We start from the raw sequence: 23,523 nt of genomic DNA, 5'->3' as shown, positions 1-23,523 counted from the left end.
AACGTTACTGGTCCTCTGACAAAGATAGAATTTGCAGGCTTCTCACCATAAGGGGGTATATCAATACTCCCCAGAACGCTGTGCCCCATACTCTGACCATGGAATCGCCCAGAAAAGATAAAGCACTCCAACAGACTATAGTCATCACCAACTGGTTGATGTAATAAACCGCCAACTGCCAAAAGTTCGTATTACCCGAACCCACGATGACGATCACAAAGCATGCCAGAAATACTATGGCATTGTTTGGATCGAAGTGTATCAATACCACCCCACAGCCGTAGAGCAACGCCCCTGTGATATATAATACTGTTTGCCTGCTCTTTATTAAAACAAACAAATAGGCGGTAAGTGATTTTTGTCTGAAGTGTTTTGACACAGCATCATACCATTCATTACAGACAATATAGTAATTGTTTAAAAACGCAGAATACAAATAAATGAACAAAAACAGAAAATAGGAAAAAAATCCAGTTGCAAAAATGATCTTGAAATCATCTCTTGACGCGAAGGATCCATTCCCCCCGATCAGAAAAAAAATATTTATGAGAACAAAGGGAATAAGCCAACGTAATCTATGGCCTATCATGAGTCCGCCAACGATAGTCCCCAGCACTCCAACCCGCCAATAATGGGCAACCACCTCTTGAGGAGCAAGGAGGCCCAGGGCGATATTCGCAAGAGTGACAACAAGGCTGACACACAAGGTGGCAGGTTGGGCCAACCGGCTTTGCAATAGCCCCCATTGCAAGGTTTTGTTAACCGGACTGACCGAAAGACTGGCCCTGAACGCCTCGATCCTTTCGCCCCTTCTTTCCGAGATCCGACCTTTGATATGAAGTGCATATGCATTGCCGGGATTTATTTTCAGCGCCCGGTCGATAAACTTTTCCCCTTCTTTGCTGCGGTCGGTCATTCTGTAGATATCGGCAAGTAGAGTCAGGCAATCCACATCATCAGGAGCAATAGACAGCGCCTCTCTGACTGCCGACTCCGCATTCTTGAAATCTCTTTGTTCATGGTATGTCACTGCCAAATGATAGTGAATTGATTCATCATATGGAGCCAGGGAAAGAGCCTTGCGAAAATCATCTTCCGCTTTGTCATAAAACAACAGATTACGGTAAACTTCACCCCTGGCGACCAACGCCCCACACTCGTTGGGCATAAGCCGAAGACTGTCTTCCGCATAGGCCAGGGCCTTGTCATATTTTTCCTGGCAAATACTGGCAAAGGAGCACAACGCAAGCCCTTTCGCCCTATCGCCTTCATCCATATCGGACAGCCCTCGCCCGATGATCTCGTAAACCTTATCGTAACGCCCGTTCTCATAGGCGATTTGTGCTTTCTGCAAATAAATTCGACTATCCATACAGTGGAATTCCTATTGCAGAATGTTGATACGCACAAGTATTACATACGCACCAACGTTTAAGGCCATCTTGCAATAAGTGCGATATGCAGAAAAAAGAAGGAAGATCAGAAAAAACAATCAATAGCATAGTGCCCAATGGCACTCTTCCTCGGCATCATTGAGACAGGCCTGGCAATCTCACGGAATTCAAAATGAAATTCCAGATGGCTTCCTGCCGATCTTCATCCATGGAAAGCGGGGCCTCCAGCGAAATGTCAATGCGGACCTTGCCGCCACCGGGCACCTCTCCCGCATAAAACCATTGTTGGTACCGCGTTCTGGTGGGCTGCGATTTCTCGACCATCCACTCGGTTCCCGGAAGGCCGCCAACCGTCCTTTTCCGGGAATACTCGGCCAGATGCCGGTAAAGTATATAGCTGAAACTGCCTAATCTCGGATCAATCCTTTCTTCCCGTGAATTCGATGATTCCGACGCGTAATAGACCGTCAGTGTCTGAGAGCCGGAACCGTTTTTCCCTTCCAGCATGGTCTGCCAGTATGTGGTCTCATCATTCGGTTCGATAGCGCCATAGCGGGTCATGAAAGACGCGGTAGAGGCCTTTGCTGCGGTTTTATAGCTCATCTGTACGAGCAGGATGTCGGAAAGCGCCTTTTCCAGTGGAACGGCATGAAAATATTTCAGCCAAATGTACCCCAGGTCCGTCTCGAACGCCGCGCCCTTGATGAGTTCCCCTTCCCTGACCATACTCGTATTGGTGGGCAGGCCATCCTCGGCGAAGACCTCACACTTGGACGCATCTCCACAGACGGAAAAGAGTTTTTTCGCGGCGATACCGCCGACCGTCCCGGCCGTGTCGATTTTCGACTTGGGCAATTCCGTCAGGACACAGTCGTCGAGACGCGTATACAGAACCTTGGTTTTCAGCGTAGCGGGCACGTTCATTTTCATCACGCCGAGTGCAGCCGGCTTGAAGTTCTCAATCCTGTAAGTCTTGGCGCATCCACCAACCAACAGGAGAAAAAGCGAAAAAACAATGGCGCGCTTCAACATGTCTAGTGCTCCACCTTGATATTCTTGAGCAAGCAGTCCCAAACATTGAGATTTTCCTTATACCTTTTGGTACTTTTAAAAGCGGATACAATCTTGAGCGTCAGCTCCTTTTCCCCGGCAGCCGAAGGCACCTTGCCCCACCATTCGAACACGGGTTTGTCCCTTTCGTTGGGAGTGCATATGCCGAAGTGTTCGATTACAAGCTCATGACCAGTGATACCATCCACTTCATAGTCCTGATTTCGCTCCTTATCCGGCAACATGAGATAAATGACGGGATTTAGGCTGACAATCGCCGACCACGTATTGGAAAGGACCGGGGGGTGTTTCACTTCCCCACCATAATCAATGGAAATGTAATCCAGCGAAAAGGGCATCCGGTAGGTTAGCCGATATTTGAACGGAATTTGTGAGGAGAGGAGCCCTTGGAAAAAGCCATGCTCGGTGGCGAGGTCCTTGGTGTCTTTACCCGCTTCCGGACTATACATGTCGTGCAGCTTCTTTACGTCGCTTTCAAGCTTGTCCAGATCAAGGTTCTCCGCCGCCTTGAAGAAAATCAGAAAGACATCCCGCTCCTGCATCATATAGAAGTCGAATATGACTTCCTTGTCACCATCAAGCACACTGCTGAGCACCCTGCGGGCCGGAACGCCAAATTTCTCCGAAACATCCTCCAGATCGTTGTTGAAACCCTTCTCACTTTTTTTGGCCTGCAATTTTGTTATGCCAATAAGGTATCTCAATAACTCATGATCTATGTCCGGTTTCCCATTCTTTTCGGGAATCTCAATCTCCTTCACCTGTATCCCCTGGATGGCAAGATACTCGGAATCCCGCAAATAGCCGTAGGGAAGTGAAAAGGCTACATTGCCGAACCGGAAACGGGTTGTTTCTCCGTTATAGTCAGGACTCCGCCCGGCACACCCGGCAACCAGCAAAAGGAATAAACAAGGCAGCGTCCACCTGCATGCGATATAGCTGCCAAAGAATCTATCCATGAGTTCCCACTTTATTATCTATTAAAACTATAGCCCAAAACGATAACAGCGTTCGCATATATTGTATAAAATGGAAGTTTGCAAACCGATCAGAACGAATGGAGTTGGAGGATAACATAGGATAAATATTAAGAAACATCCTGCAATCAAAATGTTTGTCATGATTGCTGCTTGCTTCAATTTGCTGAATATTCTTATTTTCTTACCAATTGGAAGAGGGATAAAAAGACGAAAGGGTTGCCAAGCCACTTTCGCCATCATCTTAATAACCAGATAACAACAAAGCTGTTAACCGGACAGGTAGGACAATCCCTTTCGTCTAGGTCGGATTATACCGAATATCAGTTGCTATCCCAAACAAATACCATCGGATCTGAAATTTGGCTATTTGACATAAGGAGAACTCTCCAACACATTTTACGGCCAGAAGCTAATCAGCCCCCGCACACCGTTGGACTTGGCAAGTCAGACTCCCGGGAAAGAACTGCCAAGCCTTAATTCTATTGCTCAGAGCCTTCCTCGGGATTTCCAGCAAAACATGGAAGGTTCTCCAAATTTTGATCCCAGTTTGCCCTGTTCGCGTGAAAGATGTGTGCATCGGGGCTGATCGGGACATCGCTGTCCAGGCTTCCAGCGGGGACGACGAGCAGTGCTCCGCCCATCTGGATATTGGGAAGCGCTGATCCGCACTCGGCACAAAAGCTCTTTATATGCCCCTCTAAATCAAATGTCCGGGCATACTTCTCTCCTGACAGCCACCGCAACCGGGCCGTGGAAGAAAACAAATTCGCTGCGTGCGCAGACCCCGAATCCTTCCGGCATCGCTCACAATGACAAAGATAAAAATGCTCAAAATCCCCTTCCACTTCAAAGGTCACTTTGCCGCATAGACATGATCCTTTGTGTATCATCACTCTCCCCATTATCGATTCGTTTTTGATACGTTGTTCCCTGGTGCTTACGGGCGGAACCTGAAGAATGGACCAGAATGGAAAATATGTCACCACAGATTGCTTTATCTTCCCCCCAAAGGGCCAAAGAAAGGCCCAGTCCCGTAGCACTTCCAGAGAAGCTACCGGTTGAATTCACGATTTTCCACAGGCCATAACGAGGGGCAAGGGATCATCATCTGAAGGCCTAACCGCCACCCCCTCCTGTTCGCCACTTTTGAAATAGCAATTTTCTCTCTTGACAGTGAGGCCTCGCGCCTTTATTTACTTGATCAGTCAAGCACAACTCAAACACAAATAAAAGGAATAAGACATGAGCAATGAAACACTCATCATATCCATGGCCAATCTTCACGCAAACTTATTGAAAAAAATTGATTCGCAACTCTCTGTACACGGCATCAGTTTCACGGAATTCCTCATCCTGTGCAACCTGAACCAAGCCCCTCAAGTGACCATGAGGCGAATCGACTTGGCCGAGAGTGTCGGCCTGAGCGCCTCCGGCGTAACACGCCTTCTGAATCCCATGGAAAAGAACCATCTGGTTCAGAAGGAAAGCAATCCACGCGATGCGCGAGTGAGCCTCGTCAAGCTCTCGGATACAGGCGCAGACCTTTTCAAGGATGCCTGGGCCAGTTTCCAGCTCATAACCGATTCCATCCTTGCCCCACTCAGTGCAAGACAGACAGAGACCCTTTCGACACTGATAGGCAAGCTGCAATAGGTGAGAACCGCCCCATGTGGGACGGGAAACGCCAGTCCCCAACAATCCGCCTATCCATAACAAAATCCGTGACCCCGCTAAGGAGCACCCATGCTTGACGCCACCGTCAAATATCCAATGATCATGCCGGACGGCACTGTTGTCCGAAGTGTCGTGCAATTGAACCAGGTACTGGATCACCCCCGCATTGAGGTGGGCGATTTCAGCTATTACTCGAACTTCAGGGAACTGGAAGATTACGCGGCCGCAATCGCGCCCTACCTTTTTCCGCTGAGCCTCGAAAAGCTTGTCATCGGCAAGTTTGTTCAGATGGCCCATGGAACACGTTTCATCACGAGCACGGCCAACCACAACATGAGTGGATTTTCCACATACCCTTTCAACAATTTTACCATGACATCCGCGACCACCCGTGAGGACATCCAGGCGATGTTCGACACTCCGAACAAAAAGGGGGACACCGTGGTTGGAAACGATGTGTGGATAGGCATGAACGCCACCATCATGCCCGGAGTTACAATCGGGGACGGCGCGATTATCGGCGCATGTTCCGTGGTAACTAAAGACATAGAGCCGTACACCATTGTCGGCGGCAATCCCGCCACGCCGATCCGGAAACGATTTGAGCCTCGAACCATCGATAAACTGCTGGAAATTCGTTGGTGGGACTGGCCGCAGGAGAAGATACTGGAGAAGGTCGACGCCATCGTCGGGGCGGATATTACGGCACTTTGCGCCTAGCCATTGGGCGTCGCTTTGTGAGGCGGGAAATTCAATGAATGGAGCCGTGGGACCAGTAGCTCCCTCAGCCACTCGTTCCCACCCGGATGTCACAACCCGAAAGGCTTGGAAGAACAAACTTCCAAGCCTTTCAAACTTCCCGCCGACACGGCATGGAATTAAATCCATTACAACTTGAAGGCAGTCAAAGCAGTCCACGCGCCCCCCGTATCGGACAAAATTACCGAAGGGCCAGATAAACATGGTTGTACGCAATATCCAAGGCCACGAAGACCAAGGCGGTGCCCATCAGATAATTGAACCACCTGATATAGCGCGTGTTTTCTATATGTTTGGCGACCCTGGCTCCGACAAAGGCGTATGCCACCGGTGCGCCGAATCCCAATGCTCCCAGGACGACCGACCATACTGCAATCTGGCTTCCTTCTATGCCTGCGGCGGGAAACTGTACGGCTGTAACCGGAAGGACGGCGAGAAAAGACTTGGGATTCAAGAGCTGCATCAACAACCCGTCACGAAAACTGAACGTGGTGCCTTTCTCGTCACGCAGCAGGCCATCAACATTTGAAAAAATGATTTTGCAGGCGAGATACAAAATAAAGACAGTTCCCAACAGTGAGATGATGGGCATAACCTTATCACTCATGACGGCACTTCCCGCATACCCGATGAAAAGGAACCAAAAACAGAGGGCGACTCCCACTCCCGCACAAAAGGGAATATGCTGGGTAAACCGGTTTTGCACCCCCTGATTCAAGCTGAGAATATTCACAGGACCGGGAGTATACATAACCCCCAGGCAATACAAAAAGATTCCAATCATGCCTTCAGCCTTACCGTTGCAATTGCAGTTGATACTGTTTCGGCGTGACGCCGAATGATCGCTTGAAGTGGCGATTCAGGTGACTCACATCAAAAAAACCAAATTGTTGCGCTACTTCGGAAGGAGGAACTCCCGCCTCAAGGGAAAGACACGCCTTGTTGACCTTGAGATTGAGGATGTATTGATGCGGCGTCAGGCCGAACTGCTTTCGAAACAGACGAATGAAATGATACTTCGACAGCCCTGCCACCAAACTGATCGCATCAATGGAAATGTCTTCGGCGGCATTGTCGTGGATGTAGCTTCTCGCCCTCATGAGCAGCGTATCCTTACGACTTGTCCAGGAATCCGCACTGTAAATACTCATCCGCCGGGCAAGGCGCCTTGCCATCTTATAGCGGCAATGATCGTACTCGATGGACAAATGATTCCCGTCGGCAACAAGGTGGGACATTTCCAGAATCCGAGACTGAAGAACGGCATCCCTGAAATGGGTTTCCGCAATCCTGACCGGCGCGTGTCGCGCCGTAGCCGCGCTCCACATAAGCGGGTAGAAATCATCAGCATCCAGGTAGAGCATGGTATACCTGAGAGTTTCCGCATTGCCGGGGTTTCCGTTGTGTACGTCACCGGGGTTGAATAATATTACATCCCCTGGATAGCTTCGGAACTGACTGCCTTCGTATTCGAACTCCTGAACACCCCCCGTGGTAACCCCCAAGGCCAACTCCTCATGCGCGTGCTTGGCATAGGAAAAATCGGACATGGTGGCATTAAGCACCTTCGTGCCCATATCATTCCTGGCGTTCACAAATTCAAAATGATTCGATTGCATCGCTGTCATTTCTCAACCTCGGGTCTGATTGGCATTATCCATGGCTCAAACAAGAAAAGCTTGGACAAAATTGCTCGTTCCCACCGAATTGCTCAATTGTGCATGTCGGCCTGCCACCAAACCTAACAGCTAGCGCTACCCGGCAGTCAAGGCACCGCCCCTATCGTAAGCTGATTACCCCCTCACCGACGCAGGTCATCAGCATATTTGTTAGGAGCTGGTATCGTTATCTATACCAACCCCTAATTTATTATTTAAAAATCAATCTAAACCGATGTGTTATTCACGATTTTCCCTCCACCGCCCCCCCTCGAAGGAATTAATAAGATGAAACAAAAAAGCCGAGTGCGTTCATACGCACCCGGCCTTATTATCTGTAACGGACGAGGGAAATTCAGGGAAAAAGCAACGAGCGCCAATTCCCTCACAGAATTGCATCAGTGATTTGCTTGGCGGGGGCCTGCTGCTAATACAAAACAGTTACAGCGGAAGAAACCCTTTTTGCCTTTTCTACGGCGCTCTCAACATCGTCGGCAAGGGCCAAGGCAACGCCGAGGCGACGGACGCCAGCGCATTCGCCTTTTCCGAAAATCAGCACCTTCGTATCCGCCTCGCGAAGCCCGACATCCACGCCATCAAAGGCGGGTTTATCCGATGTGCCGTTGGATAAAATCACACTCGAAGCAGCGGCTCCGTATTGACGAATGCCCGGAATCGGTAAGCCCAAGACAGCCCTTACATGCAGGGCAAATTCGCTTAAATCCTGGGATATGACGGTTACCAAACCGGTATCATGCGGACGCGGGGAAACCTCGCTAAAGATGACATCATCATCCTTAATGAACAGCTCCACGCCAAAAAGGCCACGTCCACCCAAGGCGTCCGTGATCTTGCGCGCATATTCCTGAGCTTTTGCAAGGGCCGCATCACTCATGGGTTGCGGCTGCCAGGACTCACGGTAATCCCCGTTTTCCTGCCGGTGCCCGATCGGTGCACAAAACGTTGTGCCATCAACATGACGCACGGTTAAAAGGGAAATCTCATAATCGAAAGGGACAAACTTCTCGATAATGATCCGCCCTTCCCCTGTTCGGCCGCCGGACTGGGAATAGTCCCACGCCTTTTGGATATCGGCCTCGCTCTTCACCGTGGACTGCCCTTTTCCGGAAGAACTCATGACGGGCTTGATCACGCAGGGGATACCAATTTCAGCCACGGCCGCCCGGTATTCCTCTTCCGTGTCGGCAAAGCGGTAAGGCGACGTGGTCAGCCCCACTTCCTCGGCGGCAAGACGCCGGATGCCTTCACGGTCCATGGTCAGCTTAGTCGCATTGGCTGTCGGAACAACGTTGAAGCCTTCTTTTTCAAGCTCGACCAAAGTAGATGTGGCAATAGCCTCGATCTCGGGCACGATATAGTCCGGCTTCTCTTCTGTAATGACTCGCCGAAGCGCATCACCATCCAGCATGGACATGGTATAGGAGCGGTGCGCCACCTGCATGGCAGGGGTGTCTTCGTAGCGATCAACCACAATGACCTCAATGCCGAGACGCTGCGCCTCGATCACAACTTCCTTCCCCAGTTCACCACCACCAAGCAGCATCATTTTCTTTGCCGATGCCGTTTTGGCTGTACCTAATATTGTCATATCCAGTTCCTTTGAATGAAGTAACAGCAGGCTTAAAACAGGAGACCTCTATGCCAAATTTCCCCCGGAATTGAAAGAATTTCTCTTTCCCCTTTCTGGGTAAATCCCGCTCTCGATGAGCCCGGCTGTCCATTGGGAAACAAATACTGCGAGCGATTCAATGGCAGGAGGACATGTAAGTCCCCAACTTAAGGCCAGCTACGCGTAGATACTTTACACGTGCTGGAGATGCCCAACTTTACAGAGCTATTTTGTTCTCGCCGGAGCAATCGGACATCCACACCTTGACCAAAGCCTGCCTGGAAATACCGAGCTTCCGGGCCTTCTCGTCCATCTCCTTGACCATCCACACCGGGAAATCCACGTTTACTCGCTCGATCTTACGGTCAAAGGTTTCGAATTCGGCACTTCTGTCGAAGCTGTCCTTGGACTTCATACCCCACCTCTCCTGTCGAATTTGCAAAAAGAACAAATCTCATTGATTTGACGCTCTTTTTCATACTATGCAGATACAGAATCAACCCAATACCTCTTATTGTGGTGAAAAAGATGAACTCAAAGTTTGAAATAAAACAGTTAGATGAATTGCAAGAAAGGCGCTCTTTAAAAGAGGGCATATTGCATATGAGTTCCAATTTCGACGTCACCCTCGGCCCTGACGAAGGGATCGAGAACCTCGAACTACCGGATATCATCGATATTGATGCCCTTCAGCTGCTGATGAAAAGTTTTCAAAAGCTGACAGGCATGGTCTTCGCGATCCTGGACCTGAAAGGAACGGTACTCATCAGTGCAGGCTGGCAGGATATCTGCACAAAATTTCACCGGGTGCATCCCGAAACCTGCAAGAGGTGCAGAGAGAGTGACACCGAACTCACCACTGGAGTGAAGCCGGGCGAGTTCAAGCTGTATCGCTGCAAGAACGGGATGTGGGATGTCTCGACCCCTCTCTTTATCGGCGGAAAACACATGGGGAACCTGTTCATGGGTCAGTTCATCTTCACCGAGGAAGAACCCGACAGGGCTTTCTTCAGGGCGCAGGCCAATAACTACGGTTTCGATGAGGAGGAATACCTCGCCGCTTTGGACCGTGTACCCCGCTGGAGTCATGACACCCTTGATACGGTCATGAATTTCTATTCGCAACTGGCGGAAATGATCGCCAAGCTCAGTTACGGAAACATAAAACTCGCTCGGACCATGGCCGAAAAAACCGAGTTGATCGAGCAACTTGAAGAGAGCAAGAAGAGGGCTGAACTGGCCAATGCCGCAAAGTCCCAGTTTCTGGCCAACATGAGCCACGAAATTCGCACGCCGCTCAACGGACTGCTCGGCATGCTGCAACTCATCAAGACGGGCGGCATTTCCAACGAGTTGGAAATGTATGCCGACATGGCAATCCGATCCGGGGGCCGGCTGACCAATCTGCTGGGCGACATTCTCGACCTGTCGCGCATCGAGGCAGGCCGTCTGCCCATTGTAAGGGAACCCTTTAACATGGTGGATATCATTACCCCCATTACCGAGACATTTTCCCCCCTCCATTACAGCGACCGGCTGGCTTTTGACGTCGAGGTCTTCCCGGGCGTTCCCCCCCGCCTGCTTGGGGATGAGATTCGCCTCAGGCAGATTCTCTTCAATTTGATCGGCAATGGCATGAAGTTTACCGAGCGAGGGAAGGTGCGCTTGGAGATATCCCCGCTACCGATTGGCCAAAGGGGCATGACACGGCTGCTGTTCATCATCAGTGATACGGGCAAAGGCATCCCAGATGACATGATCGACCGGATATGCACGCCCTTCACACAGGTCGAGGAGGATTTTAAACGATCGCACCAGGGTGCCGGCCTGGGCCTGGCCATCACCGATGAACTCGTCAATGCCATGGGTGGAACATTGACCTTCGACAGCACCGAGGGCCAAGGCACCCGGGTGTACCTGATGATCCCGTTCAGCCCTGATCCAGGTGTTGAGGAGCCGCAGGAATCTCGGATGGACCAGGAGACTGCGCCCTCAACTTCGAAGCGGATCCTGGTGGTCGAGGACGACGATATCAACCGTTTGAGCGCTCGCCTGAACCTTGAAAAGATGGGCTATCAGGTCGGCACAGCCAACCATGGTGAGGAGGCCCTTAAAGCGTTGCGCAGAGACTCATACGACTGCGTTCTCATGGATATCCAGATGGATGTCATGGACGGCGTGGAGGCCACCCGTCGGATACGGAGCGGCAACCATGACGTGCTTGATACCCACATCCCCATAGTCGCCATGACTTCCTACGCCATGACCGGAGACCGCGACAAATTCCTTGCTGCCGGCATGGATGACTATGTTGCCAAGCCGATTGAGATGGATGACTTAAAAGCGGTGCTGAAACATATACTGGGACAAGCGCGATAAGTGAAAGGCAAGGCCGATACCCGGTAGCAGGTCAAAGCGAACGAGATTTCCCCAGCCAATTCGCAATCTTCACGAAGCCCCACATCATGGCGTCCCCATTTCTTCTCCGGGGCTCATTTACCGCACCGGGAAGAAGTATATTCCACGAAAAAGTCTTAGAAGGAAAACCTTCTAAGACTTTAAATTCATTGGTGGAGCTGGAGGGAATCGAACCCACGACCTCTTGAATGCCATGCAGGAGGGCGGGCCTGTAAGCTTTGAAATACTTTGATTTTTTATTTTAAAGTCAACAGGAAACCAGTAATTTGAGGGTGGTGTTAAAGGGGTTTGGTTGACCGAATGGTTGACTTCATTTCAGAGTTAATCCAGCCACTTTTGCCAATCCCATTTACACAAACTTGAATATGCTATAACGATAAAACGAACAGAATAAATACATCCAGTGCTTAATGGTGGAGACTATTCATGGCGATAAAAAAGACCTTACTGCTAGTGCTTCTTTTCACTCTTGTCCCTTTCCAGTCATCAATCGGAGCACAGTCAGATGATACCTTTTACAAAACTCACGAACAGATAAAAAAAGATTTCGCCACCCATAACTACAAGTCTGCACTGAAAGGATTAGCAAAGCTCGAAGGGATCATAAGAGGATATCAAAAAAAGAATCATTCAACCAATGAACGGCAGTCAGCAAAAAGTTTCACCGACCTTTATCCAAAAGTTAAAAATCCTGTAAAATTCCATGTAGATGGAACAACGATCTTGATTCACTACGGCGACAAAAAATTTTACATTTTGCAAAAGAACTCCAAAAGATACGGACAACCATTTCAGATTCTCTGTGAAGTGAAAAAGAAACTCGCCATACAAAACAAGTATTTCAAAGCAAATGGACAGTCGTACACAATAAAATACAAATCTCTTCAGGAGAAGATCCTCTCGATAAGCAATGACGGGGAACTCAAGTTCAAAAAGCCAGGACACGGTATCATAAATATTGAAGTTGAAGATGCGCTTATACAGATACCCATAGACGTAATCGAAATCCCACTGAGTGCCGGAATGAGTCACGATGCAGTCATCGACAAACTGGGCTTACCTGACAAAGTTAATAAGGAGTATATCCGCTGGGCTGACTCTGAATACGTAGATGGAATTTTTTATTCTGCCAGTGGCACCAATGGGCTGTCTGTCGAACATTGGTTCTACAATGATTACCCAGGTGCGATTCTTCGATTCAGCGTGGTTGGCTTGAATGACTGTGTGATGAAATCTTGGGAACAACTCTCCTTCAAAAAATATTCACTAGAGCATTAGAAGACAATGAAAAAATTCACCTTATTCACTTTGGCAAGTGTGTTCATTCTGTTTTTATTGTCGACACAAATTACGCTATTTGTGATTCAACCGATAGGAGCTGTGCCAGAAGGAAAAACGCTCATCATCCCACGAGTAGGAGAGATGAATTTTATAGAAAGTGCAGATGCGATTTGTGAACGTAAAACAGGAGGTGTCAGCATCCTTTGTAGAGGCATGGCGCTCGCTCAAATAGCTAAATCCAAAATCTATATGCGCCTACCATACTGCGAGACACTTTACCTTATTTCCACTGATGGTAAAAGCTACTCCAAATAACATTGCCGTCCAAACCGATCTAGACCATGACCGCTTGACTAAATTCCAAGCGATCTTCCACTCCCCGCCGAAGCCCCAGAGGCTCCCTTACCTATCCCTATAATTCGCGCAAAAATACCCCAATCCTGCACGGTTACCAAATCTCTGACCTCCACTCTCCCAATCCCCAAAACGGGCAGGAGGAGCAAAATTATCACGCCCCCCAAAAGCGCCATTTAGCACTGGCAAAACCCCATCCCACCTCATACCCCTCAAACACAGTTAGAAGTGGGTCTAAGAAACTGGACCACAGTTTAAGGTGGACGTAAGAAGCCCGAAGGAGGCTTTTGATGTCCAAGAAAAGGAAAAGATTTACTGCTGAATTTAAGACCCGTGTAGCCCTCGACGCACTTACCGGCGAACTCACGCTTTCCGAGCTGGCCAGCAAATACGGCGTTCACGCCAACCAAATATCCAAATGGAAGAAGCAGGCCAAAGAGCAAGTTGCTGCTGGCTTTGCAGGTAAGGCCCAAAAGGTCCAGAAAAGTGACGAAGTATTGATTAAAGAGCTTCACGCTAAAATCGGGCAACTCACCGTGGAGAAGGATTTTTTGCAACAAGCCTTCGCCAAAATCTGAGCTGCGAGCGGAGGCGTGAGATAGTCGACAAGGAGCATCCCGTGCTCAGTGTTCGGCATCAGTGCAGAATTCTCAAGCTGCAACGCTCAACATACTACTACCAGCCGACCGGCGAGTCTCCGTACAACCTGGAGCTGATGCAACGCATCGATGAGTTGTTCATGGAGTTGCCGTTCTTCGGCTCTCGACAGATGCGCAACATCCTGCGGGATGAGGGGCATCAGATCGGACGTGGCCGAGTCCGTCGACTTATGCGCAGGATGGGGTTGATGGCGATTTATCAAAAGCCGAAAACAAGTCATCCCCACCCGCAGCACAAGATATATCCATACCTGTTGCGGCACCGAGCAATCACGAAGCCCAATCAGGTTTGGTGTGCGGACATTACGTACATTCCGATGAAACGAGGCTTTTTGTACCTCGTGGCGATCATGGACTGGCACAGCCGTGCTGTTCTGTCTTGGCGTTTATCGAATACGATGGACGCCGATTTCTGCGTCTCAGCCTTGGAGGATGCCATGAATCGTTATGGGGTACCGGAGATATTCAATACGGATCAGGTAGTCAGTTTACTAGCTATGAGTTCACAAAGGCTCTGCGGAATGCAGGCGTCCGTATCTCAATGGATGGCCGAGGCCGTTGGATGGACAATGTGATGATCGAACGACTTTGGAAGTCGCTCAAATACGAATGCGTCTATGTGCGGGAGTTGGAGACAGGTAGTGATCTGCGTGGGGCTCTGGCCTGGTGGTTTGATTTCTACAACTACCGTCGTCCTCACAAGACCTTTGACGGCAGGAAGCCGATGGAGATATATCAAACGCGACCCAAGCCAGAGGGGGTACCCCCTCTGGCTTGGCCCCGCCAAGCAGCGTAGCCCGTTAAACTGTCCACCTTAAAAGCGCTGCTCAATGGTCCAACAAAGTGGACCCACTTCTCCATTTCTCACCGAAGAGTCGCTCCCGCCGTATTTTGAGCGCTTGCAGTACGATTTGGCCCCGCAGCATAGTGAAATACTGCGGGGCCTGAGGAGTGCGGCACTGTGACGTGCCAGGCATATATCTTAACCGCTATTGCAACAGGTTGGGAAGAAACGTGATGATGGGGGGACAAAGTGTCATCAGCAACAGGGACACGAGCAAGGCGACCAAATAGGGGATCGAGGCTCTGATCACCTTTTCCAACGGGACCTTGGTGATTGCGCTGGCGACAAACAGGTCGAGGCCGACCGGAGGAGTAATGCACCCGATGGCCAGGTTAACGACCATCAGGACGCCGAAGAACAGCGGGTCAATGCCCAGCCTCAGTGCGACAGGCAGGAATATCGGGGTCAAGATGACCACCGCTGCCGAGGCATTGATAAGGGTTCCGATGAAGAGCAGCAGCAGGTTCATCATCAGGAGGAACATGGCAGGTGAAGAGGTCAGGGAGACAATGTACTCGCCGATGTGATGGGGGATCTCGAGGTTGGTGAGCATCCAGCCGAAAACCTTAGCTGCGCCTACAATGAACATGATCATGGTCGTTCCCATGACCGCCTGAAAGATGATGCGGGGAAAATCTTTGAGGGTCAGTTCCTTGTAGATGAAGAAGCCGACGAATATCCCGTACACGGCAGCCACGGCTGCGGCTTCGGTCGGGGTGAAAACGCCGCCGTAGATACCGCCGATAATGATGACCGGCGTCATGAGAGCCCAGAATGAATCCTTGAATGCTTTGAGAAGCTGTATGAACGAAAAGGAACCTTCAGCCGGGATACCATCCTTCTTGGCGATGAAATAGCTGACAATACACATGGTCAGTCCCATGAGCAGTCCGGGAACCAAGCCGCCGACAAACAGATCTCCGATTGAAGCACCGGCAATGACGCCGTACACGACAAGAGTGATCGAAGGAGGAATAACAATACCGACTGTTCCGCCCGCAGCGACGATTCCCGTTGCCAGTTCACGTCGGTAGCCCTTCTTTTCCATTTCATCGACCATGGTCGATCCGATAGCGGCAGTGGTGGCGGCAGACGATCCTGAGATCGCGGCGAAAAACATTCCCGAAACCGCGACGACCTGTGCCAGCCCCCCGGTAAAGGAACCCACGAGGGCCTGAGCAAAGTTGACAAGCCGTTTGGTCACCCCGCCTGCGGACATGAACGCGCCGGCGAGCATGAAGAAAGGAACCGCCATGAAGGAGAAAGAGTCGATTCCCGAGTACATGACCTGGGTGATCATGACCTGCGGCATCTGCATATAATGGTATAAGATTACAGAGACGGAGAGGCCGAGCGCATACGCGACCGGCACCCCCAGAAAGGTCAGGCCGAGAAAGGTGCAAAGTAGTACTGCTTCCACGATCGTCTCCTAGCCCTTGCGTTCTTTGAGGTGTTTGATGATCCGCACGGAATCCTTGAACAGGTAAAGGAGCATCAAGGAAGCGCTTACGGGGATGATGGAATAGACTATGCTCATGGAAATCCCCAGGCCGGGAGCAACCTGGAAGGTCATGACCGAGGTCATCTTGGCCCCCTGGACCAGCAGGAGCAGGGTAAAGGCATAGCTGCACAGATTGATGAACACTTCCAGCACCACTCCGGCAGTCGTGCCTTTCAGCTTGGAGGGCAGCATTTGCACCGCCAAGTGGCCGCTTTCGCCCATGATGAGCGCCGATCCGAGAAAAACGACCCAGACGAAAAGGAATCGGGCAAGTTCTTCCGACCACTCATAGGTCTGGCCGAAGATATAGCGGTTGACGACCTGAAAGAAGATCAGGCCAAGCATTATCGTCATCGACGTCACGGAGATCCAGTAGAGCACCGCATGCAATTTGTTGAACAACTTATCCATCAGGAAAAACCTCCTACAAGGAATGGGGCCGGAAGCGATTCCGGCCCCATTTCAAGATAGCTACTTTTTCAGGGCGTTGATTCTGTCAATGTTCTCCTGGCCGACAACGGGTGCGAATTCTTCGTACACCGGCTTGGTGGCTTCCTTGAACAGTTCGCGGTCAACGTCGATAATCTTGATTTTTCCTGTCTCTTCAATAAGCTTCCAGTATTCCTCGTCCTTCTGAGTGGAGAGCTTGCGCTGCCAGTCAATGGCTTCCTTGGCAGCCGCCATAATGACATTTTGCTGTTCCGGGGTGAGCCTGGACCAACTGACCATGGACATGACCACCGGCTCGGGGGAATAGGCGTGGGCGGTCTTGGAGGCATATTTCTGGACCTCGAAGAAACGCTTGGTCCAGATATGGGCGCTGGGGTTCTCCTGGCCGTCCACGGTGCCCTGCTGCATGGCGGAGTAGAGTTCGCCGAAGGCCATGGGGGTGGGGGACGCGCCGAGAGATTTCATCATGGCGATGAAAATCTTGTTGGTCATGACCCTGATCTTGAGACCCTGCATATCGGCCGGGGTCTTGACCTCGCGGACATTGTTGGTCAGGTGGCGGATACCGTTTTCCATGTAGCCGAGCATCTTGATCCCCTTGGGCTCAAGGGCCTTGCCAAGGTCCATACCGACAGAGTCGAGCGACCTGTATGCATGTTCGCGGTCCTGGAAAAGAAAGGGCAGGTCAAAGATCGATATCTGCGGCTGGAACTGTCCAAGGACCGCCGTCCCGACCAGCGCCATATCCACGGTCCCGTAAATGAGGCCTTCAATGAGGTCCTTCTGTCCGCCGAGCTGCGAAGAAGGAAAGACTTTGACGATGATCTCGCCACCGGATTTTTCTTTGACCAGTTCGGCAAATTTGTCGGCGCCCTGTCCATACGGGTGAACAGGTTCGGCAATGTGGCCGAGTTTGAGCACGACTCCCCCGGCAAAAGCGGGAACCGACATGGCAACAACCAACATAAGCGCACTGATGACAGCAACTAACCTTTTCATACATCCTCCTGCATGGGCAGACTTTTGAGTTATTGAACTGCAACCCATTTCACACGGGAGTATCGTTACAATAACTTAAAAAAGATGTGTGATTAGCTGCTTAATGGCTATTTATTGTCTAAAAATAATATTGTTTATATTGGTCACGCCGATGACGACAACCAAGACAACACCGGACGGTTCCCGGCGCAGGGAGGGCAAAGAGAGGGAAGCTGTGAGGGCTGTTCAGCGAACAAGGATCAGTTTTTAAAATATTTGCGTTCGGGACGGCCAACCGTGCCGTATGCCACGTCCGGGTAAATGGAACCGATGGCGACCAGGTACTCCAGGTAGCGTCGGGCAGTGGACCGGCTCGCTCCTATGAGTTCGCCGATTTCTTCCGCGCTGGCACCGTCCCGTATTTCAGGGCATTTTCGGTCGAACACGGCCTTGACTTTTTTCAGGGTCAGCGCATCGATGCCTTTGGGCAAGCCCTCGGGATACGCCTCGGACATGGAAGTCGTCGGATTGAGGTTGCGGATGCTGTCCACGTCCCGTTGCTCCAGCATGTCCTCGGAGTGCAGGCGGCGGAAATATTCCTTGAATTTTTCCAGGCAGGTTACAAACCGTTCCAGAATAACCGGCTTGATGATGTAGTCGAAGACCCCGCCCCGCAAAGCATCCTTGAGCGGCCCCATCTCCCTGGTCGCCGTGATCAGGATTACGTCGGTTTCAATGCCTTGCGCACGCATTTCACGCAGCAGATCAAGGCTGGTCCCTTCCGGGAAATACAGGTCGAGCAGAATCAAGTTGGGCTTGTAGAGTTCGATCATGATCCTGGCATCTTCAAGCCCCTGGGAAATGCCGACAACAGTAAACGACTCCACCCTTTCGGTGAACCGGCGGTGAAGATCCGCAATCTTTGTGTCGTCTTCGACAATGAGTACCTGGATATCCATCATATGACTGCACACCTGGCTTTCGGAATAATTACGGAAAAGAGGGTATGGTCGGATTCGTTCGACGAAACGGATATGAACCCGCCCAACTCGTCCAGACGCTGCTTTACCAGGTATAATCCCAGTCCTCTTCTGAGGGTTCCCTTGGAGGAATTGCCCTTTTCAAAAATGACATCCAACCGCTCCTGCGGTATCCCCGGCCCGGAATCCTCAACCTCGAAGACGATGTCGTTCCCGAGATCGGTGAATGAAAGAAAGACGTTTCGCCGGGTTTTCTCCTGTTCAAGGACGGCCTCGAATGCATTGTCCAACAGATTCCCGACGATCGTAACAATCTTTTCCTGCTTGATCCAATCAGGGACATCCACCATGGAGCCTTCCCGGTCGACCTCGAAAGCGATCTTCAACTCCTTGGCCCTGTTGAATTTACCCAAGACGATCGCTGCGATTACCGGATGCGGCACAGCTTGGTGAAGGAACTGGATTATCTCCTCGTAACCTGAGGATTCCCGCGCGACCAGATCAAGGGCCTCCTGATATGCCTCTATCTGGATCAAGCCTGCTATCGTGTGGAGTTTGTTGGAATATTCATGGGTCTGCCCTCTAAGAAGTTCGGAGTATTCCTGGATGCTGGAGAGTTCATGGGAAATCCTGTCCAGCTCGTCCTTGCGCCGAAAACTGGCGACCAATCCCTTAACCATGTTGTCTTTCAGGACCGGAACTATGTTGAAAATGAGTTCCTGGCCATTGACAAGGCGTTCCTGGTCGTACTCGCTTTCACCCGTGGTCAGGGCATGTTTCAATCCGGCACAGGGAATGACGTCGTCGATATGCTTCCCCTCCAGTTCCGAAGAATTGAAACAGGTGTATTTGAGAGCGGCCTTGTTGGCCAATCGTATTTCCCCTTTGTGGTCGGTGGCGATGACCCCTTCCCGAATCGTCTCGAGCACGGCGCCTCTTTCGAGATAGAGATTCGTTATTTCAGCCGGTTCGAGATTAAGGGTGATCTTCTTGAGATGTTGGGCGATACACCCGGTGATGAAAAAGCCGATTACCGTCAGGCAAATGATGAAAATAAGCGGCCGCTTCATGTGATCTTTGATGCTCTGCTGGATGCTTGTCTTCAGGTAGCCGACCGAGACAAAACCGATGATGTTCCCGTTGTCGGTCAGGATGGGAACAAAGGCCCGGATAGACCGCCCCAGGGTGCCGGTGGCTTCGGACACGTAAGATTTCCCCTCGTGGATGACCGGCCCGGTATCGCCGCCCACAAAGGTCTTGCCGACTCTTTCCTCAACAGGATGGGAGAACCGCTTGTTGTTCACATCGCCGATGACGATATAGGCGGCTCCGGTTTTCTTCCGAATCTTCTCGGCAAGCGCCTGGATTGCGCCGCCGTGATCGCCTCGCAGCAATTCCTTTTCAACCATAGGGATAAGCGCAATGGATTGGGCGGTTTGAAGGGCGCGCTGGCCGATCTGCTCCTTGAGCGTGCTTGAAGTAAGGTCCGCGATCAGGAACCAGGTGATGATAATCTGGGTGAGGACAAGCCCGGCTACCATGTATGCAAGGTAGTGCTGTATGGTCTTGGGTTTTATGACTGCCAGAATGGATTTCCACATGAAGGGGGCCCTTTGGCTCTCGTTTTGTCTCCGTAAAGCGGTCCGGATGCGCGGGGTCTATCAAAATCGGTCGATCAGTGCCCCCGTATTGATGCACCGGTCCATGGAATGAACTGACGTTTTACCTTTTCGTCGTGGGTTAGTCATCCCTTTTGCATGCTAACCAAGGGGTGTGTTTGGGAATATGCCAAACCACATTGGCCTGCCCTCCACTCCCGAACGACCTCACAAACGGAGAACACGGGGCCTTGATGAGTAAAAGCAGCTTGCACCGGTTGTTTGAATCAAGTCGCAGGCATGGGATTTTGACCGGTATCGATAGGGGGAATAGGCGCTTTTTTTCTGACCCGATACACCCCTTTTTGCAAGATTCAGTTACTCATCTCAACTGGTAGAATACGCACAATTTCTTCGCAATCAGCAGGCCGCTGGTTCAACTCCGATTCCTGGCTCCAACGAAATCAATAGGTTTGCGCTTGGTGTAAGCCATTCTTCGTTAGCGAATTGAGTTTTTGGGACAAGATTGGGACAGTGACATCGAGAATGCCAAGGCGTACCGGGATAACGGGAAGATTACAGTCAAATCACTTTTTCAACTCTCTCATTCAGAGTGTTGATTCTCTCGTATATTCCACGAAAAAAGGCTTAGAAGGAAAACCTTCTAAGCCTTTATAATCATTGGTGGAGCTGGAGGGAATCGAACCCACGACCTCTTGAATGCCATTCAAGCGCTCTCCCAACTGAGCTACAGCCCCACGTTGTTGGGTGGGTGGTAATTAGGACAACTGGGCCGGAGTTGTCAACCGGTATTCCGACACGAGACTATTTTTTTCATAGTTGCGCAGATTGATTCGCAAACGCTCATGCTGTAAGCATGGCATTGGATTGCTGCAACACGGAGTCTCCATGGCCCAGATCATCAAAGGTATCCTCATCAAACTCATCTGGGTGAGCGTGGTCTTTCTCGGCATCACGGTCATCAGCTTCTGGGTCATTCATCTTGCTCCGGGCTCGCCCACCGATCTGCAAACCACCCTCAACCCGGAGGCGGGATTTCAGGCCCGCGCCGAGCTGGAAAAGCTCTACGGGCTGGACCAGCCCCTCCATGTTCAATACGCCGCATGGCTCAAGCGGCTCGTCCATCTCGATTTCGGGCAATCCATGTCCGGCGACCACCGGCCCGTCTGGGACAAGATCAAGGAACGGCTGCCGCTGACCTTCGGCATGAATATGGCGTCCCTGATCCTGACGCTGCTCATTGCCGTACCCATAGGCGTGGCCGCGGCCTGGTGGCGCGGCGGGACCTTTGACAAACTTTCCACCGTCATCGTCTTCATCGGCTTTGCCATGCCCGGATTCTGGCTCGCCCTGCTGCTCATGCTCTGGCTGGGCATCAAATGGCCGATCCTGCCCATCTCAGGCCTGATGTCGCTCGGCTTCGAGAACATGACGCCGCTGCAAAAAGTGTGGGACATCACGCGGCACCTCATTCTGCCGGTCTTCATCTATACTTCCGGCTCATGGGCTGGCATGTCCCGATTCATGCGATCCTCCATGCTGGAGGTCCTGCGCCAGGACTACATCATGACAGCTCGGGCCAAGGGACTGCACAGCCGCACCGTGCTTTTCAAACATGCGCTCCGCAACGCCCTCATGCCGGTCATCACCATCCTCGGCCTGTCCGTCCCCGCACTCATCGGCGGGTCGGTCATCATCGAATCCATATTCGCCCTGCCCGGCCTGGGCCAGCTGTTCTATCAGGCCGTGATGGCGCGGGACTATCCGCTCATCATGGGCAGTCTGGTGCTGGGCGCGGTGCTCACCCTGGCGGGCAATCTGCTGGCCGATGTGGGCTACGGTCTGGCCGATCCCCGCATCCGTGCTGGCAAAGGGAACCTGCGATGAAACGGCGCCCCCTGAAACGCCCCTCCCCGCTCGCCCGACATGCTCTGCTCATTATCGGAGCGTTCATTGTCGGGTCCATGTCGCTGGCTGCGGTATTTGCCCCGTTCATCGCGCCATACGATCCGAATTTCATCAATGTGGACGCCCTGCTCCTGCCGCCATCGACCGCCCACCTGCTGGGCACCGATGCCCTTGGGCGCGACGTTTTTGCACGCATTCTCTTCGGCGGCCGGGTCTCGCTCTGGGTCGGTTTCGTAGCCGTGGGCATAGCAACGGCCATCGGGCTGGTTCTCGGGCTGATAGCCGGATATTTCGGCCGGGTGGTGGATGAAATCATCATGCGCGGAGTGGACGTCATGCTCTGCTTCCCGTCGTTTTTCCTTATTCTGGCGGTTATCGCGTTTCTGGAACCAAGCCTGACCAACATCATGGTGGTCATTGGGCTGACGGGCTGGATGGGCGTGGCCCGGCTGGTCCGAGCCGAAGCCCTGACCATCCGCGAGCGTGATTATGTGCTGGCCGCGCGCGCCGCTGGTGCCAAGCCGATGCGCATTCTCCTGCGCCACATCCTGCCCAATGCCGTCACCCCGGTGCTCGTCTCCGCGACGCTGGGCGTGGCAGGGGCCATCCTCACCGAGTCATCCCTTTCGTTCCTCGGCCTGGGCGTGCAGCCGCCGGACGCCTCCTGGGGCAACATGCTCATGGAGGGCAAGGACGTGCTCGGTATTGCATGGTGGCTGTCGGTCTTCCCCGGCCTGGCCATTCTGGTGACCGTTTTGGGATACAACCTGCTGGGCGAGGCCCTGCGGGATCTTCTGGACCCGAGGTTAAAACAATGACGACGATCCGACGCGCTGCCCGAAACGACCTGCCCGCCCTGGAGCGGCTGTTGCGCGACTCGTTCGACGCCAGCTATGCCTTGTTCCTGCCCGGCCAATACGTGCGCAGCTGGAGAACAAGCGACGAACCAAGCCGCACCTTGCGCCAATTGATGGGGTCGATGGGCGTGGCCCTGTCCGGCACCACGCCTGTGGGATTCGTCGCCTGCCAGAACGACACCGTGGCGGAATTGTGGGTTTCGCCCAAATACAAGCGCCGAGGCGTGGGAACCGCGCTCCTGCAATGGGCTGAAGACTGGCTGCGCGAGCAGGGGTTCAGCACGGCAAAACTCAACTGCTACGAACGCAACACCAGCGGCCTCGCCTTCTACCGAAAGAACGGATACGCCGTGACAGATCGTTTCCCGTCCAGGCGAATAGCCGGTGGGCCGGTAACCGTCTTTACCCTCAGCAAGGCCCTGGACGGCCGCCGGGGGTAACCATGACCATCTCCGGGCCGCCCGGCTTGCCGACTCCCGCGATCCTCATCCGCCCGCAAAAAGCAACG

21 protein-coding genes, 1 tRNA gene and 1 pseudogene are annotated in these 23,523 nt (G+C 51.9%); 9 read left to right on the top strand and 14 right to left on the bottom strand.

The window, feature by feature from the left end; all coding sequences use genetic code 11:
- Positions 1-4 precede the first annotated feature (4 nt).
- From ACI0FG_RS02745 to ACI0FG_RS02730, 4 genes are all read right to left on the bottom strand, one after another.
- Entirely contained in the window at positions 5-1,372 is a 1,368-nt protein-coding gene (locus ACI0FG_RS02745) for a tetratricopeptide repeat protein (protein ID WP_419787024.1), read from the bottom strand.
- Between the two features lie 157 nt (positions 1,373-1,529).
- On the bottom strand, positions 1,530-2,426 hold the full coding sequence (locus ACI0FG_RS02740) for a hypothetical protein (RefSeq protein ID WP_419787023.1): 897 nt from the start codon (positions 2,424-2,426) through the stop codon (positions 1,530-1,532).
- A gap of 2 nt (positions 2,427-2,428) precedes the next feature.
- Positions 2,429-3,226: a hypothetical protein gene (locus ACI0FG_RS02735; RefSeq protein ID WP_419787022.1), complete on the bottom strand. Its 798-nt coding sequence runs from the start codon at positions 3,224-3,226 to the stop codon at positions 2,429-2,431.
- Positions 3,227-3,924: 698 nt separating this feature from the next.
- Positions 3,925-4,335: a GFA family protein gene (locus ACI0FG_RS02730; RefSeq protein WP_419787021.1), complete on the bottom strand. Its 411-nt coding sequence runs from the start codon at positions 4,333-4,335 to the stop codon at positions 3,925-3,927.
- Between the two features lie 352 nt (positions 4,336-4,687).
- On the opposite strand from ACI0FG_RS02730, the gene ACI0FG_RS02725 reads away from it, so the two are divergent.
- Positions 4,688-5,098, top strand: coding sequence for a MarR family winged helix-turn-helix transcriptional regulator (locus tag ACI0FG_RS02725; RefSeq protein ID WP_419787020.1), 411 nt, complete (start codon positions 4,688-4,690; stop codon positions 5,096-5,098).
- A 90-nt stretch (positions 5,099-5,188) separates the two neighbouring features.
- Positions 5,189-5,839, top strand: a complete 651-nt coding sequence (locus tag ACI0FG_RS02720) for a CatB-related O-acetyltransferase (protein ID WP_419787019.1) — start codon at positions 5,189-5,191, stop codon at positions 5,837-5,839.
- Between the two features lie 220 nt (positions 5,840-6,059).
- Here the strand turns inward: ACI0FG_RS02720 and ACI0FG_RS02715 are convergent, their stop codons facing one another.
- From ACI0FG_RS02715 to ACI0FG_RS02700, 4 genes are all read right to left on the bottom strand, one after another.
- Positions 6,060-6,662, bottom strand: a complete 603-nt coding sequence (locus ACI0FG_RS02715; RefSeq protein ID WP_419787018.1) for a LysE family translocator — start codon at positions 6,660-6,662, stop codon at positions 6,060-6,062.
- Between the two features lie 10 nt (positions 6,663-6,672).
- The gene (locus ACI0FG_RS02710; protein WP_419787017.1) at positions 6,673-7,506 is read right to left on the bottom strand and encodes an AraC family transcriptional regulator; all 834 of its coding nucleotides are present in this window, start codon (positions 7,504-7,506) and stop codon (positions 6,673-6,675) included.
- Positions 7,507-7,963: 457 nt separating this feature from the next.
- A complete protein-coding gene (purT, locus tag ACI0FG_RS02705) occupies positions 7,964-9,145 on the bottom strand; it encodes a formate-dependent phosphoribosylglycinamide formyltransferase (RefSeq protein WP_419787016.1) in 1,182 nt (393 codons plus the stop codon).
- 238 nt (positions 9,146-9,383) lie between these two features.
- Positions 9,384-9,581: a hypothetical protein gene (locus ACI0FG_RS02700; RefSeq protein ID WP_419787015.1), complete on the bottom strand. Its 198-nt coding sequence runs from the start codon at positions 9,579-9,581 to the stop codon at positions 9,384-9,386.
- A gap of 188 nt (positions 9,582-9,769) precedes the next feature.
- Between ACI0FG_RS02700 and ACI0FG_RS02695 the strand changes: the two genes are divergently transcribed.
- The 4 genes and pseudogenes from ACI0FG_RS02695 to ACI0FG_RS02680 all read left to right on the top strand — a co-directional run bounded on the left by ACI0FG_RS02695 (position 9,770) and on the right by ACI0FG_RS02680 (position 14,674).
- Positions 9,770-11,545, top strand: coding sequence for a PocR ligand-binding domain-containing protein (locus ACI0FG_RS02695; protein WP_419787014.1), 1,776 nt, complete (start codon positions 9,770-9,772; stop codon positions 11,543-11,545).
- A gap of 465 nt (positions 11,546-12,010) precedes the next feature.
- On the top strand, positions 12,011-12,862 hold the full coding sequence (locus ACI0FG_RS02690; RefSeq protein WP_419787013.1) for a hypothetical protein: 852 nt from the start codon (positions 12,011-12,013) through the stop codon (positions 12,860-12,862).
- Positions 12,863-12,868: 6 nt separating this feature from the next.
- Positions 12,869-13,180: a hypothetical protein gene (locus tag ACI0FG_RS02685; protein ID WP_419787012.1), complete on the top strand. Its 312-nt coding sequence runs from the start codon at positions 12,869-12,871 to the stop codon at positions 13,178-13,180.
- A 329-nt stretch (positions 13,181-13,509) separates the two neighbouring features.
- Positions 13,510-14,674, top strand: a pseudogene (locus tag ACI0FG_RS02680) (IS3 family transposase).
- A gap of 193 nt (positions 14,675-14,867) precedes the next feature.
- Here the strand turns inward: ACI0FG_RS02680 and ACI0FG_RS02675 are convergent.
- The 6 genes from ACI0FG_RS02675 to ACI0FG_RS02650 form a co-directional block, all read right to left on the bottom strand.
- Positions 14,868-16,142 carry a TRAP transporter large permease gene (locus ACI0FG_RS02675; RefSeq protein WP_419787011.1) on the bottom strand — a complete coding sequence of 425 codons (1,275 nt, stop codon included), beginning with the start codon at positions 16,140-16,142 and terminating at the stop codon, positions 14,868-14,870.
- A gap of 9 nt (positions 16,143-16,151) precedes the next feature.
- The gene (locus ACI0FG_RS02670) at positions 16,152-16,634 is read right to left on the bottom strand and encodes a TRAP transporter small permease (RefSeq protein ID WP_419787010.1); all 483 of its coding nucleotides are present in this window, start codon (positions 16,632-16,634) and stop codon (positions 16,152-16,154) included.
- A gap of 60 nt (positions 16,635-16,694) precedes the next feature.
- Positions 16,695-17,672 carry a DctP family TRAP transporter solute-binding subunit gene (locus ACI0FG_RS02665; RefSeq protein WP_419787009.1) on the bottom strand — a complete coding sequence of 326 codons (978 nt, stop codon included), beginning with the start codon at positions 17,670-17,672 and terminating at the stop codon, positions 16,695-16,697.
- Between the two features lie 239 nt (positions 17,673-17,911).
- Positions 17,912-18,613, bottom strand: coding sequence for a response regulator (locus ACI0FG_RS02660; RefSeq protein ID WP_419787008.1), 702 nt, complete (start codon positions 18,611-18,613; stop codon positions 17,912-17,914).
- Positions 18,610-20,232: an ATP-binding protein gene (locus ACI0FG_RS02655; RefSeq protein ID WP_419787007.1), complete on the bottom strand. Its 1,623-nt coding sequence runs from the start codon at positions 20,230-20,232 to the stop codon at positions 18,610-18,612. The genes ACI0FG_RS02660 and ACI0FG_RS02655 overlap by 4 nt, the downstream gene beginning before the upstream one ends.
- A 679-nt stretch (positions 20,233-20,911) precedes the next feature.
- Positions 20,912-20,987, bottom strand: a tRNA-Ala gene (locus ACI0FG_RS02650).
- 151 nt (positions 20,988-21,138) lie between these two features.
- Between ACI0FG_RS02650 and ACI0FG_RS02645 the strand changes: the two genes are divergently transcribed.
- Genes ACI0FG_RS02645 through ACI0FG_RS02635 form a run of 3 tightly spaced genes read left to right on the top strand, consistent with a single transcriptional unit; the run spans position 21,139 to position 23,455 of the window.
- Entirely contained in the window at positions 21,139-22,137 is a 999-nt protein-coding gene (locus tag ACI0FG_RS02645; protein WP_419787006.1) for an ABC transporter permease, read from the top strand.
- Positions 22,134-22,976: an ABC transporter permease gene (locus ACI0FG_RS02640; protein WP_419787005.1), complete on the top strand. Its 843-nt coding sequence runs from the start codon at positions 22,134-22,136 to the stop codon at positions 22,974-22,976. Before ACI0FG_RS02645 ends, ACI0FG_RS02640 begins: the two co-directional genes overlap by 4 nt.
- Positions 22,973-23,455, top strand: a complete 483-nt coding sequence (locus ACI0FG_RS02635; protein ID WP_419787004.1) for a GNAT family N-acetyltransferase — start codon at positions 22,973-22,975, stop codon at positions 23,453-23,455. The genes ACI0FG_RS02640 and ACI0FG_RS02635 overlap by 4 nt, the downstream gene beginning before the upstream one ends.
- Positions 23,456-23,523 lie beyond the last annotated feature (68 nt).

The sequence above is a fragment of the Pseudodesulfovibrio sp. 7M6 genome (assembly GCF_050058625.1).
Lineage (GTDB): Bacteria > Desulfobacterota > Desulfovibrionia > Desulfovibrionales > Desulfovibrionaceae > Pseudodesulfovibrio > Pseudodesulfovibrio salinus.
This window is presented reverse-complemented; position numbering and strand designations above follow the sequence as displayed.